The sequence below is a fragment of the Nocardioides sp. SLBN-35 genome, from assembly GCF_006715725.1.
In the GTDB taxonomy this organism is placed as follows: Bacteria; Actinomycetota; Actinomycetes; order Propionibacteriales; family Nocardioidaceae; genus Nocardioides.
Map to the genome: position 1 here is coordinate 4733286 of NZ_VFNU01000001.1, position 17089 is coordinate 4750374.

At 73.3% G+C, this 17089-nt stretch carries 21 protein-coding genes; 5 read left to right on the plus strand and 16 right to left on the minus strand.

The features are described from left to right. Positions 1–5: 5 nt before the first annotated feature. Positions 6–752, minus strand: a complete 747-nt coding sequence (locus FBY23_RS22790) for a hypothetical protein (protein ID WP_141800228.1) — start codon at positions 750–752, stop codon at positions 6–8. Then, entirely contained in the window at positions 752–1063 is a 312-nt protein-coding gene (locus tag FBY23_RS22795) for a hypothetical protein (RefSeq protein WP_141800229.1), read from the minus strand. The genes FBY23_RS22790 and FBY23_RS22795 overlap by 1 nt, the downstream gene beginning before the upstream one ends. Before the next feature lie 94 nt (positions 1064–1157). Here FBY23_RS22795 and FBY23_RS22800 point away from each other — a divergent pair, with 94 nt between their 5' ends. Then, on the plus strand, positions 1158–1520 hold the full coding sequence (locus tag FBY23_RS22800; RefSeq protein ID WP_141800230.1) for a hypothetical protein: 363 nt from the start codon (positions 1158–1160) through the stop codon (positions 1518–1520). Here the strand turns inward: FBY23_RS22800 and FBY23_RS22805 are convergent, their stop codons facing one another. After that, positions 1521–2210, minus strand: a complete 690-nt coding sequence (locus tag FBY23_RS22805) for a GntR family transcriptional regulator (RefSeq protein WP_141800231.1) — start codon at positions 2208–2210, stop codon at positions 1521–1523. Positions 2211–2340: 130 nt separating this feature from the next. Here FBY23_RS22805 and FBY23_RS22810 point away from each other — a divergent pair, with 130 nt between their 5' ends. Further along, positions 2341–2958: an alpha-ketoglutarate-dependent dioxygenase AlkB gene (locus FBY23_RS22810; protein ID WP_141800232.1), complete on the plus strand. Its 618-nt coding sequence runs from the start codon at positions 2341–2343 to the stop codon at positions 2956–2958. On the opposite strand, the gene FBY23_RS22815 is transcribed toward FBY23_RS22810, so the two are convergent. The 6 genes from FBY23_RS22815 to FBY23_RS22840 form a co-directional block, all read right to left on the minus strand. After that, positions 2955–3350 (minus strand): VOC family protein, encoded by a 396-nt coding sequence (locus FBY23_RS22815; protein ID WP_141800233.1) that lies wholly within the window; start codon positions 3348–3350, stop codon positions 2955–2957. The genes FBY23_RS22810 and FBY23_RS22815 overlap by 4 nt on opposite strands. A gap of 46 nt (positions 3351–3396) precedes the next feature. Continuing rightward, on the minus strand, positions 3397–4164 hold the full coding sequence (locus FBY23_RS22820) for a hypothetical protein (RefSeq protein WP_141800234.1): 768 nt from the start codon (positions 4162–4164) through the stop codon (positions 3397–3399). Between the two features lie 2 nt (positions 4165–4166). Continuing rightward, on the minus strand, positions 4167–4958 hold the full coding sequence (locus FBY23_RS22825) for a 3'(2'),5'-bisphosphate nucleotidase CysQ (RefSeq protein WP_141800235.1): 792 nt from the start codon (positions 4956–4958) through the stop codon (positions 4167–4169). A 163-nt stretch (positions 4959–5121) separates the two neighbouring features. Continuing rightward, positions 5122–5724 carry an aminoacyl-tRNA hydrolase gene (gene pth, locus FBY23_RS22830; RefSeq protein ID WP_141800236.1) on the minus strand — a complete coding sequence of 201 codons (603 nt, stop codon included), beginning with the start codon at positions 5722–5724 and terminating at the stop codon, positions 5122–5124. Between the two features lie 92 nt (positions 5725–5816). Further along, positions 5817–6461, minus strand: a complete 645-nt coding sequence (locus tag FBY23_RS22835; RefSeq protein ID WP_141800237.1) for a 50S ribosomal protein L25/general stress protein Ctc — start codon at positions 6459–6461, stop codon at positions 5817–5819. A 200-nt stretch (positions 6462–6661) separates the two neighbouring features. Next, entirely contained in the window at positions 6662–7087 is a 426-nt protein-coding gene (locus FBY23_RS22840) for a MarR family winged helix-turn-helix transcriptional regulator (RefSeq protein WP_141800238.1), read from the minus strand. A 68-nt stretch (positions 7088–7155) separates the two neighbouring features. Between FBY23_RS22840 and FBY23_RS22845 the strand changes: the two genes are divergently transcribed. Further along, the gene (locus tag FBY23_RS22845) at positions 7156–7803 is read left to right on the plus strand and encodes a maleylpyruvate isomerase family mycothiol-dependent enzyme (protein ID WP_141800239.1); all 648 of its coding nucleotides are present in this window, start codon (positions 7156–7158) and stop codon (positions 7801–7803) included. A 17-nt stretch (positions 7804–7820) separates the two neighbouring features. Here the strand turns inward: FBY23_RS22845 and FBY23_RS22850 are convergent, their stop codons facing one another. Beyond that, positions 7821–8444, minus strand: a complete 624-nt coding sequence (locus tag FBY23_RS22850) for a maleylpyruvate isomerase family mycothiol-dependent enzyme (RefSeq protein ID WP_141800240.1) — start codon at positions 8442–8444, stop codon at positions 7821–7823. A 68-nt stretch (positions 8445–8512) separates the two neighbouring features. Between FBY23_RS22850 and FBY23_RS22855 the strand changes: the two genes are divergently transcribed. After that, the gene (locus FBY23_RS22855; protein ID WP_141800241.1) at positions 8513–8947 is read left to right on the plus strand and encodes a MarR family winged helix-turn-helix transcriptional regulator; all 435 of its coding nucleotides are present in this window, start codon (positions 8513–8515) and stop codon (positions 8945–8947) included. A gap of 71 nt (positions 8948–9018) precedes the next feature. Further along, entirely contained in the window at positions 9019–10185 is a 1167-nt protein-coding gene (locus tag FBY23_RS22860; RefSeq protein ID WP_141800242.1) for an ATP-binding protein, read from the plus strand. 356 nt (positions 10186–10541) lie between these two features. Here FBY23_RS22860 and FBY23_RS22865 read toward each other — a convergent pair whose 3' ends face one another. From FBY23_RS22865 to FBY23_RS22890, 6 genes are read right to left on the minus strand one after another with little or no spacing between them, the layout of a single operon-like run. Then, a complete protein-coding gene (locus FBY23_RS22865) occupies positions 10542–11522 on the minus strand; it encodes a ribose-phosphate diphosphokinase (RefSeq protein ID WP_186348242.1) in 981 nt (326 codons plus the stop codon). Positions 11523–11556: 34 nt separating this feature from the next. Next, positions 11557–13056, minus strand: coding sequence for a bifunctional UDP-N-acetylglucosamine diphosphorylase/glucosamine-1-phosphate N-acetyltransferase GlmU (gene glmU, locus FBY23_RS22870; RefSeq protein ID WP_141800244.1), 1500 nt, complete (start codon positions 13054–13056; stop codon positions 11557–11559). Between the two features lie 33 nt (positions 13057–13089). Then, the gene (locus tag FBY23_RS22875; RefSeq protein WP_141801226.1) at positions 13090–13731 is read right to left on the minus strand and encodes a response regulator transcription factor; all 642 of its coding nucleotides are present in this window, start codon (positions 13729–13731) and stop codon (positions 13090–13092) included. Beyond that, on the minus strand, positions 13728–14951 hold the full coding sequence (locus FBY23_RS22880; RefSeq protein WP_222117918.1) for a histidine kinase: 1224 nt from the start codon (positions 14949–14951) through the stop codon (positions 13728–13730). Before FBY23_RS22880 ends, FBY23_RS22875 begins: the two co-directional genes overlap by 4 nt. A 14-nt stretch (positions 14952–14965) precedes the next feature. Beyond that, entirely contained in the window at positions 14966–16291 is a 1326-nt protein-coding gene (locus FBY23_RS22885; RefSeq protein ID WP_222117919.1) for an FtsX-like permease family protein, read from the minus strand. 8 nt (positions 16292–16299) lie between these two features. Next, on the minus strand, positions 16300–17040 hold the full coding sequence (locus tag FBY23_RS22890; protein ID WP_141800247.1) for an ABC transporter ATP-binding protein: 741 nt from the start codon (positions 17038–17040) through the stop codon (positions 16300–16302). Between the last annotated feature and the right edge of the window lie 49 nt (positions 17041–17089).

Here is a 17089-nt window from a genome sequence, read left to right on the forward strand (position 1 = left end):
TCCCGCTAGCGGCCGAGCTCGGCGCGGACCACGTCCGCCACCCGGCGCAACGCCGCCAGCCGGTCGCGCTGCTCGTCGACCCAGCCGATCACCTCCTCCTTCATCGCGAGGAGCCGGTCGACGATCGCGACCAGCCGGCGGGCGTCGTCGACGAGGTCCGCCACGGCGTCGAGCCCGTGCAGCGCCACGTCGGCCGTGAAGACGGCCCACCCGGCCGGGCCCGCGGCCCGGGCGAGCAGCCGGGTCGCCAGGCGGGTGCCCTTCTCGACCAGCTCCACGACCAGTCGTTCGACCTCGACGGTCAGCCGCTCGGCGAAGCGGGCGACCTCCTCGAAGACCGGGACGCCCAGCCGCAGCAGCTCGCCGCCGGCGCGGGCCGCGGCCGCGTGCCGCCCCACCCGGAGCAGGTACGACGCCGCCGCGTCGCCCTCCCAGCGCGGGTCCACGGCGAGCGCTAGCCGGGCGGTGGAGCCGGCGTAGCGGGCGAGCGCCGCGTCGACGTACCCGATCGCCGCGGCGTTCTGCCGGATCCGGCGGTGATCGCCGGTCAGCGGCAGCACCACCAGCTCCTGCAGGCTCTCCTCCGGCAGCCGGCGCAACCCCAGGCCGAGGTCGTTGAGGACGTCGATGCCCGTGTTGACCGTGTCGCGGACCCGGTCGAAGCCGCGGTCCAGGGCTCGGAACTCCGCGTCGTGGCGCAGCCGCTCGGGACCCAGCGCGGGCTCCGGCAGGGCCAGCGGGTCGGCCGTCATCACGCCGCCACGGGCAGCAGGCCGACCACGCCGTCGTCGACCGCCCCGAGGTCGCGGCGGGTCGAGGCGACACCGTGCCGCAGGTCGGCCCAGTCGTCGAGCGCGAGGGACCGCAGGTCGCCGAAACCGTCGGCGAGCAGGTCCATCAGCTCGGCCAGCGGACGCAGCAGGCACAGCGGGCTGGGCTCGAAGCCGGCCCGCTGGCACACCCAGCGCCCGGCGTACGACGTCAGCTCGGCGGCCTGGCCCGCGAGCTCGGCCATCTCGTCGTCGAGCCGGTCGAGGTCGGCCCACACGGCGGACAGGGTCATGGCGGTCCCCTCTCGGTGGCTCCCGCGGTTCGGGAGCGGTGCCGGCTGCGATGCCCCGCCGGGGTGCGTCACCAAACCTGCGCACAATGGACCTGTGGACGACAGCGTGATCTTCCGTGCCCGAGCGCAGGTGCTGGCCGACCTGCAGGCCCGTGCCCTCGGTACGCCGGACTCCGTGACCCTGCTCGAGGAGGCCTGCTCGGAGCGCCGCTGGTGGCTCGAGCAATGGCCCGAGGGAGCGGCGTTCATCGCCGGCCTGGTCGCCCAGGACGTGCAGGACGGGCTCGCCGACCGGTTCGGCCGACAGGCCCGCGAGGGCCTGTGGCCGCTGTGCACGACCTGCGACGACGGGCCGGTCCACGCACTGCACATCGAGCCCGACCTCGGCGGGCCGGACCCGACCTGGGTCTGCGAGGAGTCCGGGGTGGAGGTCGCGCCGCTCGGCGGGCTCTCCTGATCAGCCGCCCAGCAGCAGGCTGACCGCGTGGTGGTCGCCGCGGTAGACCGTGCGCGACACCTCGACGACGACCTCCTCCGCACACGCCCGGCGGTCGTGGCGCAGCACCGGCGCGCCACCCGGCACCTCCAGCAGAGCCGCCTCCTCCTCGCCCGCGGCGCACGCGGCGAGCACGTCCTCCGACCACGTCGGCCGCAGGCCGCGCGCCCCGAGGTCGTCGTACAGGCTGCCGGGCAGGGACTCGACCAGCCCGGGCACCCGCCGCTCGACGAGGTACGTCTCGGACAGGCATACCGGGCGGCCGTCGGCCATCCGCAGCCGCCGCCAGCGCACCAGCGGCGCGCCGACGCCCACCTGCAGCGCGGCCGCGAGCCCGTCGCCGGCGGGGATCCGCTCGGCGACCAGGGTCCGGGTCTCGGCGACCATGCCGCGGCGGGTCATCTCTTCGGAGAAGCCGAGCACGCCGGTCGCCGTACGACGGGGCGCGGCGACGAACGTCCCCCGACCGGGCACCCGCTCCAGCACGCCCTCCCCGACCAGCGCGTCGAGGGCCTGGCGCACCGTCATCCGCGCGACGCCGAAGCGGTCGACCAGGTCACGCTCGGACGGTGCGGCCGTGCCGGGCGCGCTGCCGGCGACCAGGTCGCGGACGTACTCGCGGATCGTCACGTGCTTGAGAGAGCGGCTCATCGACCCCCCTGGTGCCGGCGCGCTGGGTGTCGACAGTAGGGACGTGACCGGGACAGCGTCCCGGGAACAGGCGGAATTTTGCCGAGCGCGGCATGCGAACACCTGTTCGACTCCGGGTTATCATCGGTCCATGACGGTCGACTTCCAGACCAGCCTGTTCGACGCCGCGGCGAGCGAGGTCACCACCGAGCGGCGCGTGCTCAGCGCCGGCGCCTGGGTCGACGTCGCCCGCGACTGGCTGCCCGACGCCGACGACGTGTTCGCCACCCTGGTCCGCGACGTGCCGTGGCGTGCCGAGCGGCGAGCGATGTACGACCGGGTGGTCGACGTGCCCCGCCTGGTGTTCACCTACATGATCGGCGACGAGCTCCCCCACCCGGCGCTCGCCGATGCCCGCGAGCGACTGACACAGCGGTACGCCGCCGAGCTCGGCGAGCCGTTCCGCACCGCCGGCTGCTGCTACTACCGCGACGGGCGCGACAGCGTCGCCTGGCACGGCGACACCATCGGGCGTGGCTCCATCGACGACACCATGGTCGCGATCGTCTCGGTCGGCGACCCGCGCCGACTGCACCTGCGCCCGCGCGACCCCGAGCGGCGCGACGAGGCGTTCGCCGTCGAGATGGGCCATGGCGACCTGGTCGTGATGGGCGGCTCGTGCCAGCGCACCTGGGAGCACGCCGTACCGAAGGTCGCCACTGCCGGACCGCGGATCTCCGTGCAGTTCCGGCCACTCAACGTCTTCTAGGTATTCGTGAGCTCGCCCTGCGAGCGCACCACGCAGAACTCGTTGCCCTCCGGGTCGGCGAAGGTCATCCACCCGCTGCCCGGGCCGCGGATGCCGCGGTGGTCGGCGACCTCCACGGCGCCGTACGCCAACAGCCGCTCGATCTCCTCGTCGCGGGTGCCGGTGCGCGGGCGCAGGTCGAAGTGCATCCGGTTCTTGCCGGTCTTCGGCTCGGGGACCTCGATGAACAGCACCTGGTGGCCGGTCTCGGGGTCGATGATCATGCACTCCTCGTGCCCAGGCTCGTTGGGGTCGCCGGGCAGGTCGGTGTAGCCGAGGACCGGCTTCCACCACTCCGAGAGCTCGTAGGCGTTGGCGCAGTCGATGGTGGTGTGGGAGATGTACGACGTCACGCACCCACCCTCGCCGGGACCCGCCGCGCGGGCAAACGGGTTTCGGTCAGGGCGTGATCGAGGCCGACGGGGTGACGCTCGCGGACGGCGTCGGGGTCGGCGTCGGGGTGGTCGGCTCGGTCGGCGTGGGCGTCTCGGTCGGCGTCGAGGTGTCGACGGGCGTCGCCGGGTCCGTGCCCTGCGTCGGTACGACGGTCGCGGTCTCGCTCGGGGTCGGCGTCGGCGTCGGGGTCTCCTCGGCCGGCAGCTCCTGCTGCTGCTTGTCCTTGCCTGTGTCGTCGCCGCCGCCGAACACGCCACCGATGGAGGTGTGGTCCTTGCCGTCGGTGCCGCCGGTGATGGTCGAGACGCTCTTGCCGGCGATCAGCTCGACCACGCTGATCGCGACGACCGCGATCAGGAAGACCATGCCGGCCAGCAGCGCGAGTCGCTTCCACGGCAGCGCCGCCCAGCGGTTGCCGCCCGGAGCCGGGGCGGTGCCGTCGGAGCCGTCAGGCTCGTCGGGTTCGGCCGCGTCGACGGCGTCGAGCACCTCGGTCGCCTCGACGTGCCGGTGGGCGCGGGCCGCCTCACGCTCCAGCGCCGCGGCCTGCACCTCGGCGACCCGGCGCCGGCTGGTCTCGATCCCCTGTTTGTAGAGGGCCGAGCTGACCGTCGCGATGACGCTGCCGAGGGCAGCGCCGATCAGGGTCCCGGCGGCACCGAGGGTCGACAGCAGGACGGCGACCGTGACGGCCGCACCGGCGCCCGCGAAGGTGGCGGGCCAGTCGATGCTCGGCCCGCGTCGTACCCGCTCCTCGGTGTCGCCCGCCACCGTCAGTCGGTGCCGTTCGCGGCGATGAAGGCGAGGATCTGCTCGGACAGCTCGGGACGGCACACGATCACGTCGGGCAGGTAGACGTCGGCCTGGTTGTAGGCCAGCTCGCTGCCGTCGACCCGCGAGGTGAACAGGCCCGCGGCCCGCGCGACCGCGACCGGCGCGGCCGAGTCCCACTCGTACTGGCCGCCCGCGTGCACGTAGGCGTCCGCCACGTCGCGCACGACCGACATCATCTTCACGCCGGCCGAGCCCATCGGGACCAGCTCGGCGTCGAGCTCCTTCGCCAGCGCCTCGACGAACGCCGGCGGGCGGGTGCGGGAGACTGCGATCCGCGGCCGCTGCGAGGTGCGCGCCGGGACGACCGGCGGGGTGCCGGTGTTGAAGGTCTCGCCCAGTGCCGGCTGCGCGACGGCACCGGCGACCAGCTCGCCGTCCTGCCAGAGCGCGACGTGCACCGCCCAGTCGTCGCGCGGCGGCTCGGAGAACTCCCGGGTGCCGTCGAGCGGGTCGACGATCCAGACCTTGCTGGCAGTGAGCCGGGCGTCCTTGTCGGCCGCGCTCTCGAGCGCCTCCTCGGACAGGACGGCGTCGTCGGGACGGTACGTCGCCAGCAGGTCCATCAGCAGCACGTGCGCCGCGCGGTCGCCGGCGTCCTTGAGCTCCTTGCCCTCCAGGCCCTCGGTCCGCACCTCCAGCAGGCGGCGGCCGGCCTCCTCGGCCAGCCAGGCAGCAAGGAGGTGGTCGTCGGCGACGACCTCGGGAGCGGGGGTACCGGGCTCGAAAGTCACGCCGCCAGCGTAATGGGCCGCTCGAACCCGGGCGCAGTCGTGCCGGTGGGCAGGACAGCGGGCCGCCGAGTGCCCCCGAATCGTTCGATCGAACGGTTCGAGGGGGTTCCGGGCCCCATTCCTCCCCCGATCCGTTCGATCGAACGGTTCGGGGGAAGGCGGCTCAACTGTTGAAGCGGGACTGCGTCTTCTCGAGGCCGTCGGAGATGAGCGACTCCACGGCGTCGGCGGCCGAGTCGATCTGGAACGGCAGCTCCTTGCGCTCGACCGTGCCGTAGTTGGACAGCACGAAGTCGGCGACCTCCTGGCGACCCGGCGGGCGGCCGATGCCGGCCCGGACCCGGTAGAAGTCGCCGGTGCCCAGCGAGGAGCGCATCGACTTGAGGCCGTTGTGGCCGTTGTCGCCGCCGCCCTTCTTGACGCGCAGCGTGCCGAAGTCGATGTCGAGCTCGTCGTGGATCGCGATCACCCGGTCGGCAGGGACCTTGTAGAAGGTCGCGAGCGCCTTGACCGGGCCGCCCGACTCGTTCATGTACGAGCGGGACTTGGCCAGCACCACCCGGGGGCCGGGGACGCCCGGGGCGCCGAGTCGGCCCTCGACGACGTCGGCGCGGCCGGTCTTGTGGGCGCGGAAGCCGCTGCCCATCCGGCGGGCGAGCTCGTCGACCACCAGGTAGCCGATGTTGTGCCGGTGCCCGGCGTACGACGGGCCGGGGTTGCCGAGCCCGACGACGAGCCAGACGTCGGCGCTGGTCGCGTCAGCCACGAAGGTCTCCTCGTCGGGTACGGCGGTGCTCCCCGGCGCGGGCGTCCGCGCCGGGGAGATGAGACGGCCCAGGTACCACCTGAGCCTGCCGATCACTCGGAGTCGCCACCCTCAGCGGCCTCGGCCTCGGGCTCGTCCCGCTCGATGCCGGCCTCGGCCTCGGCCTCCTCCAGCTCGGCCTCGGCCTGCTCGGCGGTCTGCGCGGCGGTCACGTTGACGACCAGCGTGTCGGCCTCGGTGAGCAGCGAGACGCCGTTCGGCAGCTCGATCTGGCTCGCGAGGATCTGGGTGCCGGCCTCGGCGCCCTCGACGCTGACCTCGAACTGCTCGGGGATGTGGGTGGCCTCGGCCTCGACCTGGACGGTCGCGTTCTCGGTGACGACCAGGGTCTCGGCGGCGGCGTCGCCCACGACGTGCACGGGGACGTCGACGGTGACCTTCTCGCCACGCTTCACGGCGACGAAGTCGACGTGCTCCAGGACGCGGCGGACCGGGTCGACCTGGACCTGCTTGGTGAGGGCGAGCTGCGACGTACCGTCGAACTCGAGCTCGAGGACCGCGTTGGCGCCACCGTGCTTGATCGCCATCATCGTGTCGTGGCCCGGGAGGGTCAGGTGGACCGGCTCGTTGCCGTGGCCGTAGACGACGGCGGGGATCTTGTTCTCGCGGCGGATGCGGCGGGCGGCGCCCTTGCCGAACTCGGTGCGGACCTCGGCCTGGATCTTCTCGGTGCTCATGGGGATCTCCTGATCGTCGCGTGGTGGTGGCGGCTGCCCGGAGACGAGAAACGCCGCGCTTCCCTCACCCGGTGACCGGCAGGGCGCGCGGCGTCATGAAGACGTACCGGCCCAGTCGATCACGGAGTCACAGAAGCGGGTGCTCCCTCGCCGAGGCAACCGGAGAAGACTACTCGCGACGGGCGGGCCGGACGAAATCGTCACTGGTACGGGTCGGTGATCTCGCGCAGGTCGGTGAGCGCCGCCCGCAACGCCGCCATCCGCTCCGCGCCGAGGTGGCGCGTCCACTCCCGCTCGATCGCCCGCTCCTCGCGGCGCGCGACCCGCTGGACCTCACGCCCGCGCGGCGCGATCACCACGAGCCGGGCCCGGGCGTCGGCGGGATCCGGCACGCGTTCGACGTACGCCGCCCGCTCGAGCTGGTCGACCAGGACGCTCGCGCTCTGCTTGGTGATCCGGGCCTGCTCGGCCAGCTCGGTCACCCGGATCCCCTCCTCGCTCAGCCGGGCGGCGACCCGGCCCATGGCCGGCGTGATGTCGCCGTAGCCGGCGGCCGCGACGGCGTCGGAGACCCGCTGCTCGACGTAGCGCGCACCGATGAACATCAACAGCGCCGGGTGTGCCATCACATCCTCCTCGGGCCTTGACGAATTGGTCAGTCAGGCTGACTATATCAGTCAGGGAGACTGACCAAATGGAGGTCGACATGGACAAGGCCGCGATCTGGGCGCACATCCACGCCGAGCGCGCCGCGCTGGCGGCGACACTGGCCGACCTCGACCCCGCCGACTGGGCGCACGACACGCTCTGCCCCGGCTGGACCGTTCACGACGTCGCCGCCCACGTCATCTCGACTCCTCGGATCGGGTGGGCGCAGATGCCCGGGATGACGGTGCGCAACCTCGGTCGCGGCTACAACACGATGATCTACCGCGAGGTGAAGCGGCTGGGAGCGCGCGAGACCCGCGAGAGCATCCTCGGCGACTTCGAGCGCTACGCGACGAGCACCCACCACGTCCCGACCACCACCTCGGTCGAGCCGCTGATCGACGCGCTCCTGCACCACCAGGACATCGCCCGGCCCCTCGGCGTACGACGCGCCATGGCGCCGGAGGCGGCGGCCGTGGCCGCCGACCGGGTACGACGCCTCGCCTTCCTCATGGGCTCGGGCAAGCTCGTGCGCAGCGTGCGGATGGTCGCCACCGACGTCGCCTGGGACCGCGGCTCCGGCCCGACGATCACCGGGCCGATCCAGGAGCTGCTCATGCTCGCCTCGGGCCGGGCGCCCGACCCGGACCTGGTGAGCGGCGAGGGGCTGGCGGCGGTCGCCACCCTCTCCTGAGCCTCGAGCCGACGCCGTCAGGCCAGCCGGACCAGCGACCGGCCGTCACCCTCGACCAGCGCGCCGTCGGCCGCGCGCCCCGTGCACAGGAGCAGCAGCTCCAGCATCGGTGCCCGCACCTCGGCTCCGTCGCCGTGGCTCCACGCGACGTCGGTCGCGACCAACCGGACGCCGCCGAGGCGGGGCCGGCCGAGGAAGAGACCGAGCCGCAAGGCCGTGTCCGCGGCGGCAGCAGCCGCCTCCGGCGGCGCGTCGCGGTGCAACCCGAGCGGCCGGACGATGTCCTGGACGTGCACGAGCACGTCCATCAACGGCTCGAGGTGGCCCGTGAACGGCGTCGAGACGCGCGAGCCGTCGTACGTCTCGTACTGCTCGAGGATGGCAGGGATCTCCGCCCGCCCACGCCGGCGGCCCTCGAGCAACCCGACCCTTGGCACCCAGAACCCGCCGCGGACGCACGCGCGCAGGAACGGTCCCCAGGTCATCTGGGGCACGGAGATCACGTGCGCGGCGACGTCGCGGACACTCCAGCCGGGACACACCGACGGCGTGGCCCAGGCCGCGTCGTCGAGCCCGGCCAACAGGTCCGCCAGCGCGCGGCGCTGCTCGTGGGTGTGCTGCCACGCCGTGTCGACGTCCATCGGGGCACCTCGCTTGCTAGTCTCCCCTCGATAGTCAGAACTTCTGACCATCTTGTCAAGGAGCAGTCGTGCCCGATCCCTCCCCCACGCCGCTGCTGCTGTTCATCCCCTACAGGTACGCCGAGAACGCGTCCCTCGAGCACCTCGCCGCGCGGGGCTTCGACGACCTGACACTGGCCCAGGCACGGGTTTTCGCGCGGATCGCGGACTCGGGCTCGCGGTTGACCGAGCTCGCCGAGTCGGCCCAGGTCACCAAGCAGACGGTCGGCTACATGGTCGACCAGCTCGAGGCCGGTGGGTACGTCGAGCGCGTGCCCGACCCGACCGACGCGCGGGCCCGACTGGTGCGGGTCGCCGGGCGCGGCGAGCAGGCGCGGGCGGCCGCGACGGAGGCGCTGCGGCAGCTCGAGGCGACCTGGGAGGCGCACCTCGGGCCGCGCCGGATGGCCGCGCTGCGCGACGCCCTGTCAGCGCTGCGCGAGATCACCGACCCGTACCTCTGAGTCCGGCGAACGGCCAGATACGTCTTTATACTTCGACCAAGTATAAAGTCGTATCACCCGCGGGAGGCGGCATGCCGAGCAATCCCTACACCCCCGGCCAGGTGCCCCGGATCCTCGCCGGGCGGGCCGTGGAGATGCGCCGGATCGAGGGCCTGCTGGCCCGGGTCGCGACGTACGGCGAGCTCGGCGGACCACTCATGGTGTTCCACGCGCCGCGCGGGATCGGCAAGACGTCGCTGCTGCGCGCGGCGCAGCGCGGCGCCGTCGAGGCCGGCTTCGTGACCGCGTGGGTGGCCTGCTCCCGCCAACAGCCGGTCCTCTCGGCGATCGCGCACAGCGTCGCGCGGGCGCTCGAGCGGGCGGACGCCGTACCCACGGACAAGAGGTGGCGCGGCCAGCTCGACCGGCTCACGGTGGAGGTCGGCGTACCAGGGGCGAAGGTGCAGGCCGAGGTCGCGCGCAAGGAGGCGGCGACCGCTCCCCCGCAGGCCGCGATCGGCATGCTCGAGTCCCTGCTCCACGACGCCGCCTCGTCGGTCCGCGCCCACGGCGGCTCGGGCCTGTTCCTGCTGCTCGACGAGCTGCACACCGCCTCGGCCGACGAGATGTCGGTGCTGCTCAACACCCTGCAGAACCTCGACGGCGAGCGCACCGAGAACCCGCTCGCCACCGTCGCCGCCGGCCTGCCGGTCACCCCCGAGGCGCTCACCCGGGCCGCGACCTTCGGTGAGCGCAGCACCTTCGTCTCGCTCGACGTCCTCTCCAACGACGACGCCCGCGCCGCCCTCGTCGGCCCCGCCGAGGCAGAGGGGGTGGCCTGGACGGACGGCGCCCTGGCGGCCGTGGTGGCCGAGTCGCGCGGCTACCCCTACCTGCTCCAGCTCCTCGGCTCCACCACCTGGGACGCCGCCGGGCCCGACGCCGGCACCCGGCTGACGCTCGCCCAGGTCAAGCGCGGCCTGCCCGTCGCCCGCGACCAGCTCGCCGCGATGCACCGCGCCCGCTGGGGCGCGGCCTCCCGCCTGGAGCAGCGCTTCCTCGCCGCGATGGCCGCGGCCGGCGACGGCAACGTCACCCGCGCGGCCATCGCCGCGGGCATGGGCGTCGACTCCCGCGCCATCAGCGTGCCCCGGGAGCGGCTGATCGAGAAGGGCGTGATCGAGCCGGTCGGTCACGGCCTGGTGCGCTTCACGCTCCCCGGGTTCGGGGCGTTCGTGCGAGCTCTCGCGGACGCCTGAGGGCCAGCGTCGGGGTCGGGGTCGGGGTCCGGCCAGGGTGCGGGGTTGGTGCGCTGCGTGAGGGACTCACGGTGTTGGTTTGGCTCGCTTCGCTCGCATGTCGGGCGCGCTTTGACGCGTCGCCTTCCTCCGCTGCGCTCGCTGGCGCTCGCTCCGCTTCGTCCAGGCAACGCGGCGCGCCCGACGGAAAGCACTCAGCCGAATGTCGTGCGGTCGCGCACGACATTCGGCTGGGTCTCGTCGCGCCGCCCGCCGTTTCTGGACGGAGGAGCGAGCGAGGAACGAGCGAGCGGGGGAGGAAGAAACGGCGTTGGCAGGCGGCGCGACATGCGCGAGCGGAGCGAGCGCCAAATGGCTCAGGCGTGGCCGTCGAACATGCTCGTCACCGAGCCGTCCTCGAACACCTCACGGATCGCCCGGGCCACGAGCGGCGCGATCGACAGCGTGGTGAGCTTGTCGAACTGCTTCTCGGGCGGCACGGGCAGCGTGTTGGTGATGACGACCTCGGTGGCCGAGCAGTTCTTGAGCCGGTCCACGGCGGGGTCGGAGAGGATCGCGTGGGTGGCGGCGATGATGACGCCCGCGGCGCCGTCGGCCATGAGCGCCTCGGCGGCCTTCACGATGGTGCCACCGGTGTCGATCATGTCGTCGGTCAGCACGCACATGCGGCCCTTGACGTCGCCGACCACGCGGTTGGCGACGACCTCGTTGGCGACGTCGGTGCGGCGGGTCTTGTGGATGAACGCCAGCGGTACGCCGCCGAGGCGGGCCGCCCAGCGCTCGGCGACCTTGATCCGGCCGGCGTCGGGCGAGACGACGGCGAGCTCCTGGTCGCCGTACTTCTGCTTGATGTAGTCGGTGAGGATCGGCAGCGCCATCAGGTGGTCGACGGGGCCGTCGAAGAAGCCCTGGAGCTGGTCGGCGTGCAGGTCGACGGTGATGATCCGGTCGGCGCCCGCGGTCTTGAACAGGTCGGCCATCAGGCGGGCCGAGATCGGCTCGCGACCGCGGTGCTTCTTGTCCTGGCGGCTGTAGCCCCAGAACGGCATGACCACGGTGATCCGCTTGGCGGAGGCGCGCTTGAGCGCGTCGACCATGATCAGGTGCTCCATGATCCACTCGTTGATCGGAGTGGTGTGGCTCTGGATCACGAAGGCGTCGCAGCCGCGCACCGACTCCTCGTAGCGGACGTAGATCTCGCCGTTGGCGAACTCGTACGCCGAGGTCGGGACGAGGGCCTGGTCGAGGATCTGAGCGACCTCGTCGGCCAGCTCGGGGTGTGCTCGTCCGGAGAAGACCATCAGGTTCTTCTCGGTCGTCCGCTTCAGACCGCTCACGCGCGTGACTCCCCCTGGTCGCCGAAGGTGGTACCTAGGATTCTGCCCGCTCGGCGGCGTCGCCCCCAAGTCCGGGTCCGTTTTCGGACTGTTCATCGGTGGCGCCCGCCACAGCAGCCACAGCAGCCTCCGCGGCCGCCGCCTGCGCCGTGCCGGCCCGGTGCGAGGCGACCCAGCCGTCGAGGTTGCGCTGGGGTGCGGCGCTGACGGCGAGCGCACCGGCCGGCACGTTGCGTCGTACGACGGTCCCGCCGCCGGTCGAGGCGCCGTCGCCGATCTCGACGGGCGCGACGAAGGTGTTGTTGGAGCCGGTCTTGGCCTGCTTGCCGACGACGGTGCGGTGCTTGGCGACGCCGTCGTAGTTGGCGAAGATCGTGCCGGCGCCGATGTTGGTGCCCTCGCCGATCTCGGCGTCGCCGACGTACGACAGGTGCGGGACCTTGGCGCCGTCGCCGATCTGCGCGTTCTTGGTCTCGACGAAGGTGCCGATCTTGCCGTCGGCGCCGAGCAGGGTGCCGGGCCGGAGGTAGGCGAAGGGGCCGACCGAGGCGCCGGCGCCGATGACGGCGAGCTGCCCGTGGGCCCGTACGACACGCGCGCCGGCGCCGATCTCGCAGTCCTCGAGCGTGGTGTCGGGGCCGATCACGGCGTCCTCGGCGACGACGGTCGCGCCGAGGAGCTGGGTGCCGGGGAGGATCGTGACGTCGGGGGCGAGGACCACGTCGGCGTCGATCCAGGTGGTCGTCGGGTCCATCACGCTCACGCCGTCCCGCATCCAGCGGGTGACGATGCGGCGGTTGAGCTCGCGGCCGAGGTCGGCGAGCTGGGCGCGGTCGTTGGCCCCCTCGGTCTGCAGCGCGTCGTCGATCGGGTGCGCGGTGACGACGAGGTCCGCGTCGCGGGCCAGGCCGATCGCGTCGGTGAGGTAGTACTCGCCCTTGGCGTTGTCGTTGCCGATCCGGCCGACGGCGTCGGCGAGGAAGGCCGCGTCGAAGGCAAGGATGCCGGAGTTGATCTCGGTGATGGCCCGCTCGGCCTCGGTAGCGTCCTTCTCCTCGACGATCGCCTGCACGACGCCGGCCTCGTCGCGCACGATCCGGCCGTAGCCGAACGGCTCGGCGACGATGCCGCTGAGGATGCTGACCGCAGCCCGCGCGGCACGGTGCGCCTCCGCGAAGGCCCGCAGCGTCTCGGCCTCGAGCAGGGGCGTGTCGCCGTTGGCGACCAGCACGACGCCCTCGCCCGGCGATCCGTCGAGCGCCTCCAGCGCCATCCGTACGGCGTGCCCGGTGCCGAGCTGCTCCTCCTGGACCGCCAGGACGGCGTCTGGCCGCAGCTCGCTCACGTGGGGCGCGACCAGCTCGCGCTGGTGTCCGACGACGGTCACCAGCCGGACCGGCTCGAGCGCGCCGACCGCTGCCAGGACGTGACCGATCATGGTGCGTCCGCCGATGCGGTGGAGGACCTTCGGGGTCTTCGACTTCATGCGGGTGCCGCCGCCGGCGGCGAGGACGATGACGGTCAGGTCGCTCACGTCGCCACCCTAGACGCCCCGGATCGGCGAGCGTCAGCGCCCGTCCAGCCAGGCCAGCACCGCCAGCACCCGCCGGTTGTCGTCGGCGGCCTGGGGCAGGTCGAGCTTGGTGAAGATGTTGTTGATGTGCTTGCCGACGGCCTTCTCGGTGACGACCATCCGCGCCGCGATCGCCGCATTGGAGCGGCCCTCGGCCATGTGCGTGAGCACCTCGCGCTCGCGGTCGGTGAGCCGGTCCAGAGGTCGTGACCGCGCGGAGACGAGAGCGGCGACCACCTCCGGGTCGAGCACGGTGCCGCCGGAGGCCACCTGGTGGACGGCGGCGAGAAACCCGTCCACGTCGGCGACCCGGTCCTTGAGGAGGTACCCGATCGCGCCCTCTCCCCCGGCCAGCAGGTCCCGTGCGTAGAGGGGCTCGACCCACTGGCTGAGCACCAGCACCGGGAACGCCTGCCGCGTGGCGCGCACCGCGGTCGCGGCCTCGAGTCCCTCGGTGGTGTTGGTCGGCGGGAGGCGTACGTCGACCACGGCGATGTCGATGTCGTCGCGGGTCAGCGCCCGGGCCAGTGAGGGCGCGTTGTCCACGGCCTCGACGACCGAGATCCCGCCGGACTCGAGGATCCGGGTGAGGCCCACGCGCAGCAGCGCCTGGTCCTCGGCGAGCACTGCTCTCAGAGGGGCAGGCACGGCACCTCCATCCGGACCGTGGTCGGTCCACCGGTGGGACTGTCGAGGGCCATCGTGCCGTCGAATGCGGCGAGCCGGCGCACGACACCCGCGAGCCCGGAGCCGGCAGCGTCGGCTCCCCCGCGGCCGTCGTCGCCGGCGACGAGGCGCAGCCGCCCGTCGTCGTACGTCCCGGTCACCCAGGCCCGGCTCGCCGCCGCGTGCTTCACGGTGTTGGCGAGGCACTCGGCGACGGCGAAGTAGGCGGCGGACTCGACGGGAGCGGGCAGCCTCGGGACGCTGACCGAGACGGCGACGGGGACGGGCATGGCGACCGCGAGCGCCTCGATCGCGCCGGCGAGTCCGCGGTCGGCGAGGACCGGCGGGTGGATGCCGCGGACCACGGAGCGCAGGTCGTCGAGGGCGTCCATCGTGGTCTCGCGGGCCTCACGCAGCAGGGCGGCGGCAGCTGCCGGGTCGGTCTGCAGCAGCTTCTCGGCGAGCCCGACGCTCATCCCGACCGAGGCGATCCGGGCCTGGGCGCCGTCGTGGAGGTCGCGCTCGATGCGGCGCACCTCGGCCGCGGAGTGGTCGAGCGTCTCGGCCCGGGACTCCTCGACCTGCCCGACCCGCTCCTCGAGCTCGGCTACCCGGTCGTGGCCGAGGATGGCGCGCTCGGCGCGGGCGCGGGCCCGGACCAGCGGCTCGGCGGTGACCCACCACGCCAGCAGCAGCGGGCCGCTGAAGACGAACAGCAGCACCCAGGCCCAGTCGCCGGCCGTGAAGGCCAGGATCAGCCAGGTGATCGGCGTGGTCAGCAGCAGGACCGGCAGGGTCGAGAGCACGAAGCCACCGGTCGCGGCGAAGCAGAGGAAGCCGAAGTCCCGCCAGCGGGCCGGGTCGCGCAGCCAGTACGCCGGCCGGACCAGGGCGACGCCCCGGGCCGGTGCGTACGACGTCTCGATCGACTCCCCGAGCAGCCGCCCGCTCATCCGGCGGTGGACGCCGGTGAGCGCCGCGGTCGCGGGGACCACGCCGAGCGCCAGCAGGAAGCCGACCCCGACGAGCCCGAGCGGGATGCAGAGCAGGGTGAGGATGGCCAGCGCCAGGCCGGGGACGAAGGAGACGGCGTACCCGGCGGCCACCAGGCTCAGCCGCAGCCGCTCCCGCAGCCCGGCCTCGTCGACCGGCGTCACGGGCAGCGGTCGGATCGGAGCCAGCACGTCCATCGTGGCCAAGTCTGTCATCGCGCCGTCTCCCGTGCGGCGCTGCGCACCGCACCGCGTGCCGACCCGATGGTCAGTGCGACGACCGCGGCGACCACGACGGGCGCCAACCACAGGCCGCCGTCCGGGACCACGCCCTCGTGGCGGGCGACGGCGAACGGGACGACGGTGGTCAGTGCGGCGACGGTGCCGAGCACGACGCCGACGACGGCGACGACCCCCGCCTCGGCGACCACCGAGCCGCGGACCTGGCGGGGCGTGGCGCCGAGCAGCCGCAGCCGGTGCAGCTCCTCGCGGCGGTGCGCGATCGTCGCGGAGAAGGCATTGACGACCATGATCGCGGCGAACAGCGAGACCATCCCGACGACGACGTTGTTGAGCAGGTTGATCGTGTCGCTGTCGGCGGTCCCTCCCGGCAGGGTGCGCTGGTCGATGTCGACCAGCATCAGGGTGCCGACGGCGGCCGAGGTCAGCACGACGACGGGGGCGAGCACGCCGGCGAGCAGGTGCGCCCGGCGGGCGGTGTTGTACGACGCCAGGTGGGCCGTCGCGGAGGTGCCGGCCAGCAGCCGGACCGGACCGGCACCCCAGCGGAGGAGGACAGGCGCGAGCACGGCCATCCCGACGCCGACCAGGATCGAGCTGGAGCCGCTGGTCGACATCGCGGCGTACGGGTCGGCGTCGTGCGCGGTCACGGTGATCGTGATGACGGCCATCGCGATCCCGTAGCCGATCAGCAGCAGCGCGACCGCGACCCGCCACCACCGCATCCGGCCCTGCTCGCCGCCGCTCTCGCGGGCGACCACCCCGGCGGGGCCGCGGGTCGCGCGGCGGGCGGCCACGCTCGCGGCCAGGGCGGACACGACGAGGACGAGGAGGGCGGCACCGCCCACCGCGGCCGGTCCGGCGTCGTACTCCGTGCGCTCGGAGACCAGCCCGCCGGAGCGGATCATCGCGAACAGCGCGCGACCGGTCACTGAGGCGAGGAGGGCGCCGGCGACGGCGGCCGTCACGGCGATCGCACCGGTCTCGCGAGCGATCAGCCGGCGGGCCTGGCGGGGCGTGGCTCCGATGGTGCGCAGCAGGCCGATCTCGGTGGCGCGCTGGGTGGTGGTGATCCCGACGGTCGAGGCGACCGAGAAGAGCACGATCACCGCGCCCCAGCCGCCGACCACGGCGCCGAGGATGACCAGCGTGTCGGCGTCGGTGCCGGACGCGGCGCCCGACGACTCGGCGAGGGTGGCGAAGGAGCCGATGAGCAGGGTGCCGAGCAGGACCGCCAGGAAGGTGGCGACGGCGGCGCGCGGACGGTGGCGCAGGCTGCGCAGGGCCAAAGCGTTCATCCCGCTGCTCATGCCGACACCAGCTCGTCGAGGTGGGCCATCTGGCCGGCGACGGCGTCGGCGGTGGGGTGGGCCATCCGGCCCGCGACCCGGCCGTCGACGAGGAAGACGACCTCGTCGGCGTACGACGCCGCGACGGGGTCGTGGGTCACCATCACCACGGTCTGGCCGAGGTCGGTGACGCTGCTGCGCAGGACGCCGAGGACCTGGCGGGCGGTGGCGGAGTCGAGGGCGCCGGTGGGCTCGTCGGCGAGCAGCACGTCGGGCGCGGTGAGGAGTGCCCGGGCGATGGCGACCCGCTGCTGCTGGCCGCCGGACAGGCTGCCCGGCAGGTGGTGCGCCCGGCCGCCGAGGCCGACCCGGTCGAGCAGGTAGCGCACCCGCTCGCGGTCGACCCGCTTGCCGGCGAGGCGGCTGGGGAGGCCGACGTTCTGGGCGGCGGAGAGGTACGGCAGCAGGTGGAAGCCCTGGAAGACGAACCCGATCCGCTCGCGGCGCAGCCGGGTGCGACGCTCCTCGTCCCAGTCGGTGACGTCGGTGCCGCCGACGAGGACCCGGCCGCTGGTCGGGTCGTCGAGGCCCGCGGCGCAGGACAGGAAGGTGGACTTGCCGGAGCCGGACGGCCCCATCACGGCGGTGAAGGTGCCCCGCCGGAAGGCGAGGTCGATGCCGGCGAGCGCGGCGACGGTGTTGTCGCCGGCGCCGTAGGTGCGGGTGAGGTCCTGGACCTCGAGCGCGATGTCGGACATGGGTGCCTCCTGGCGTCGGAATCTGGTGTCTCCGACGCTAGGAACTGCG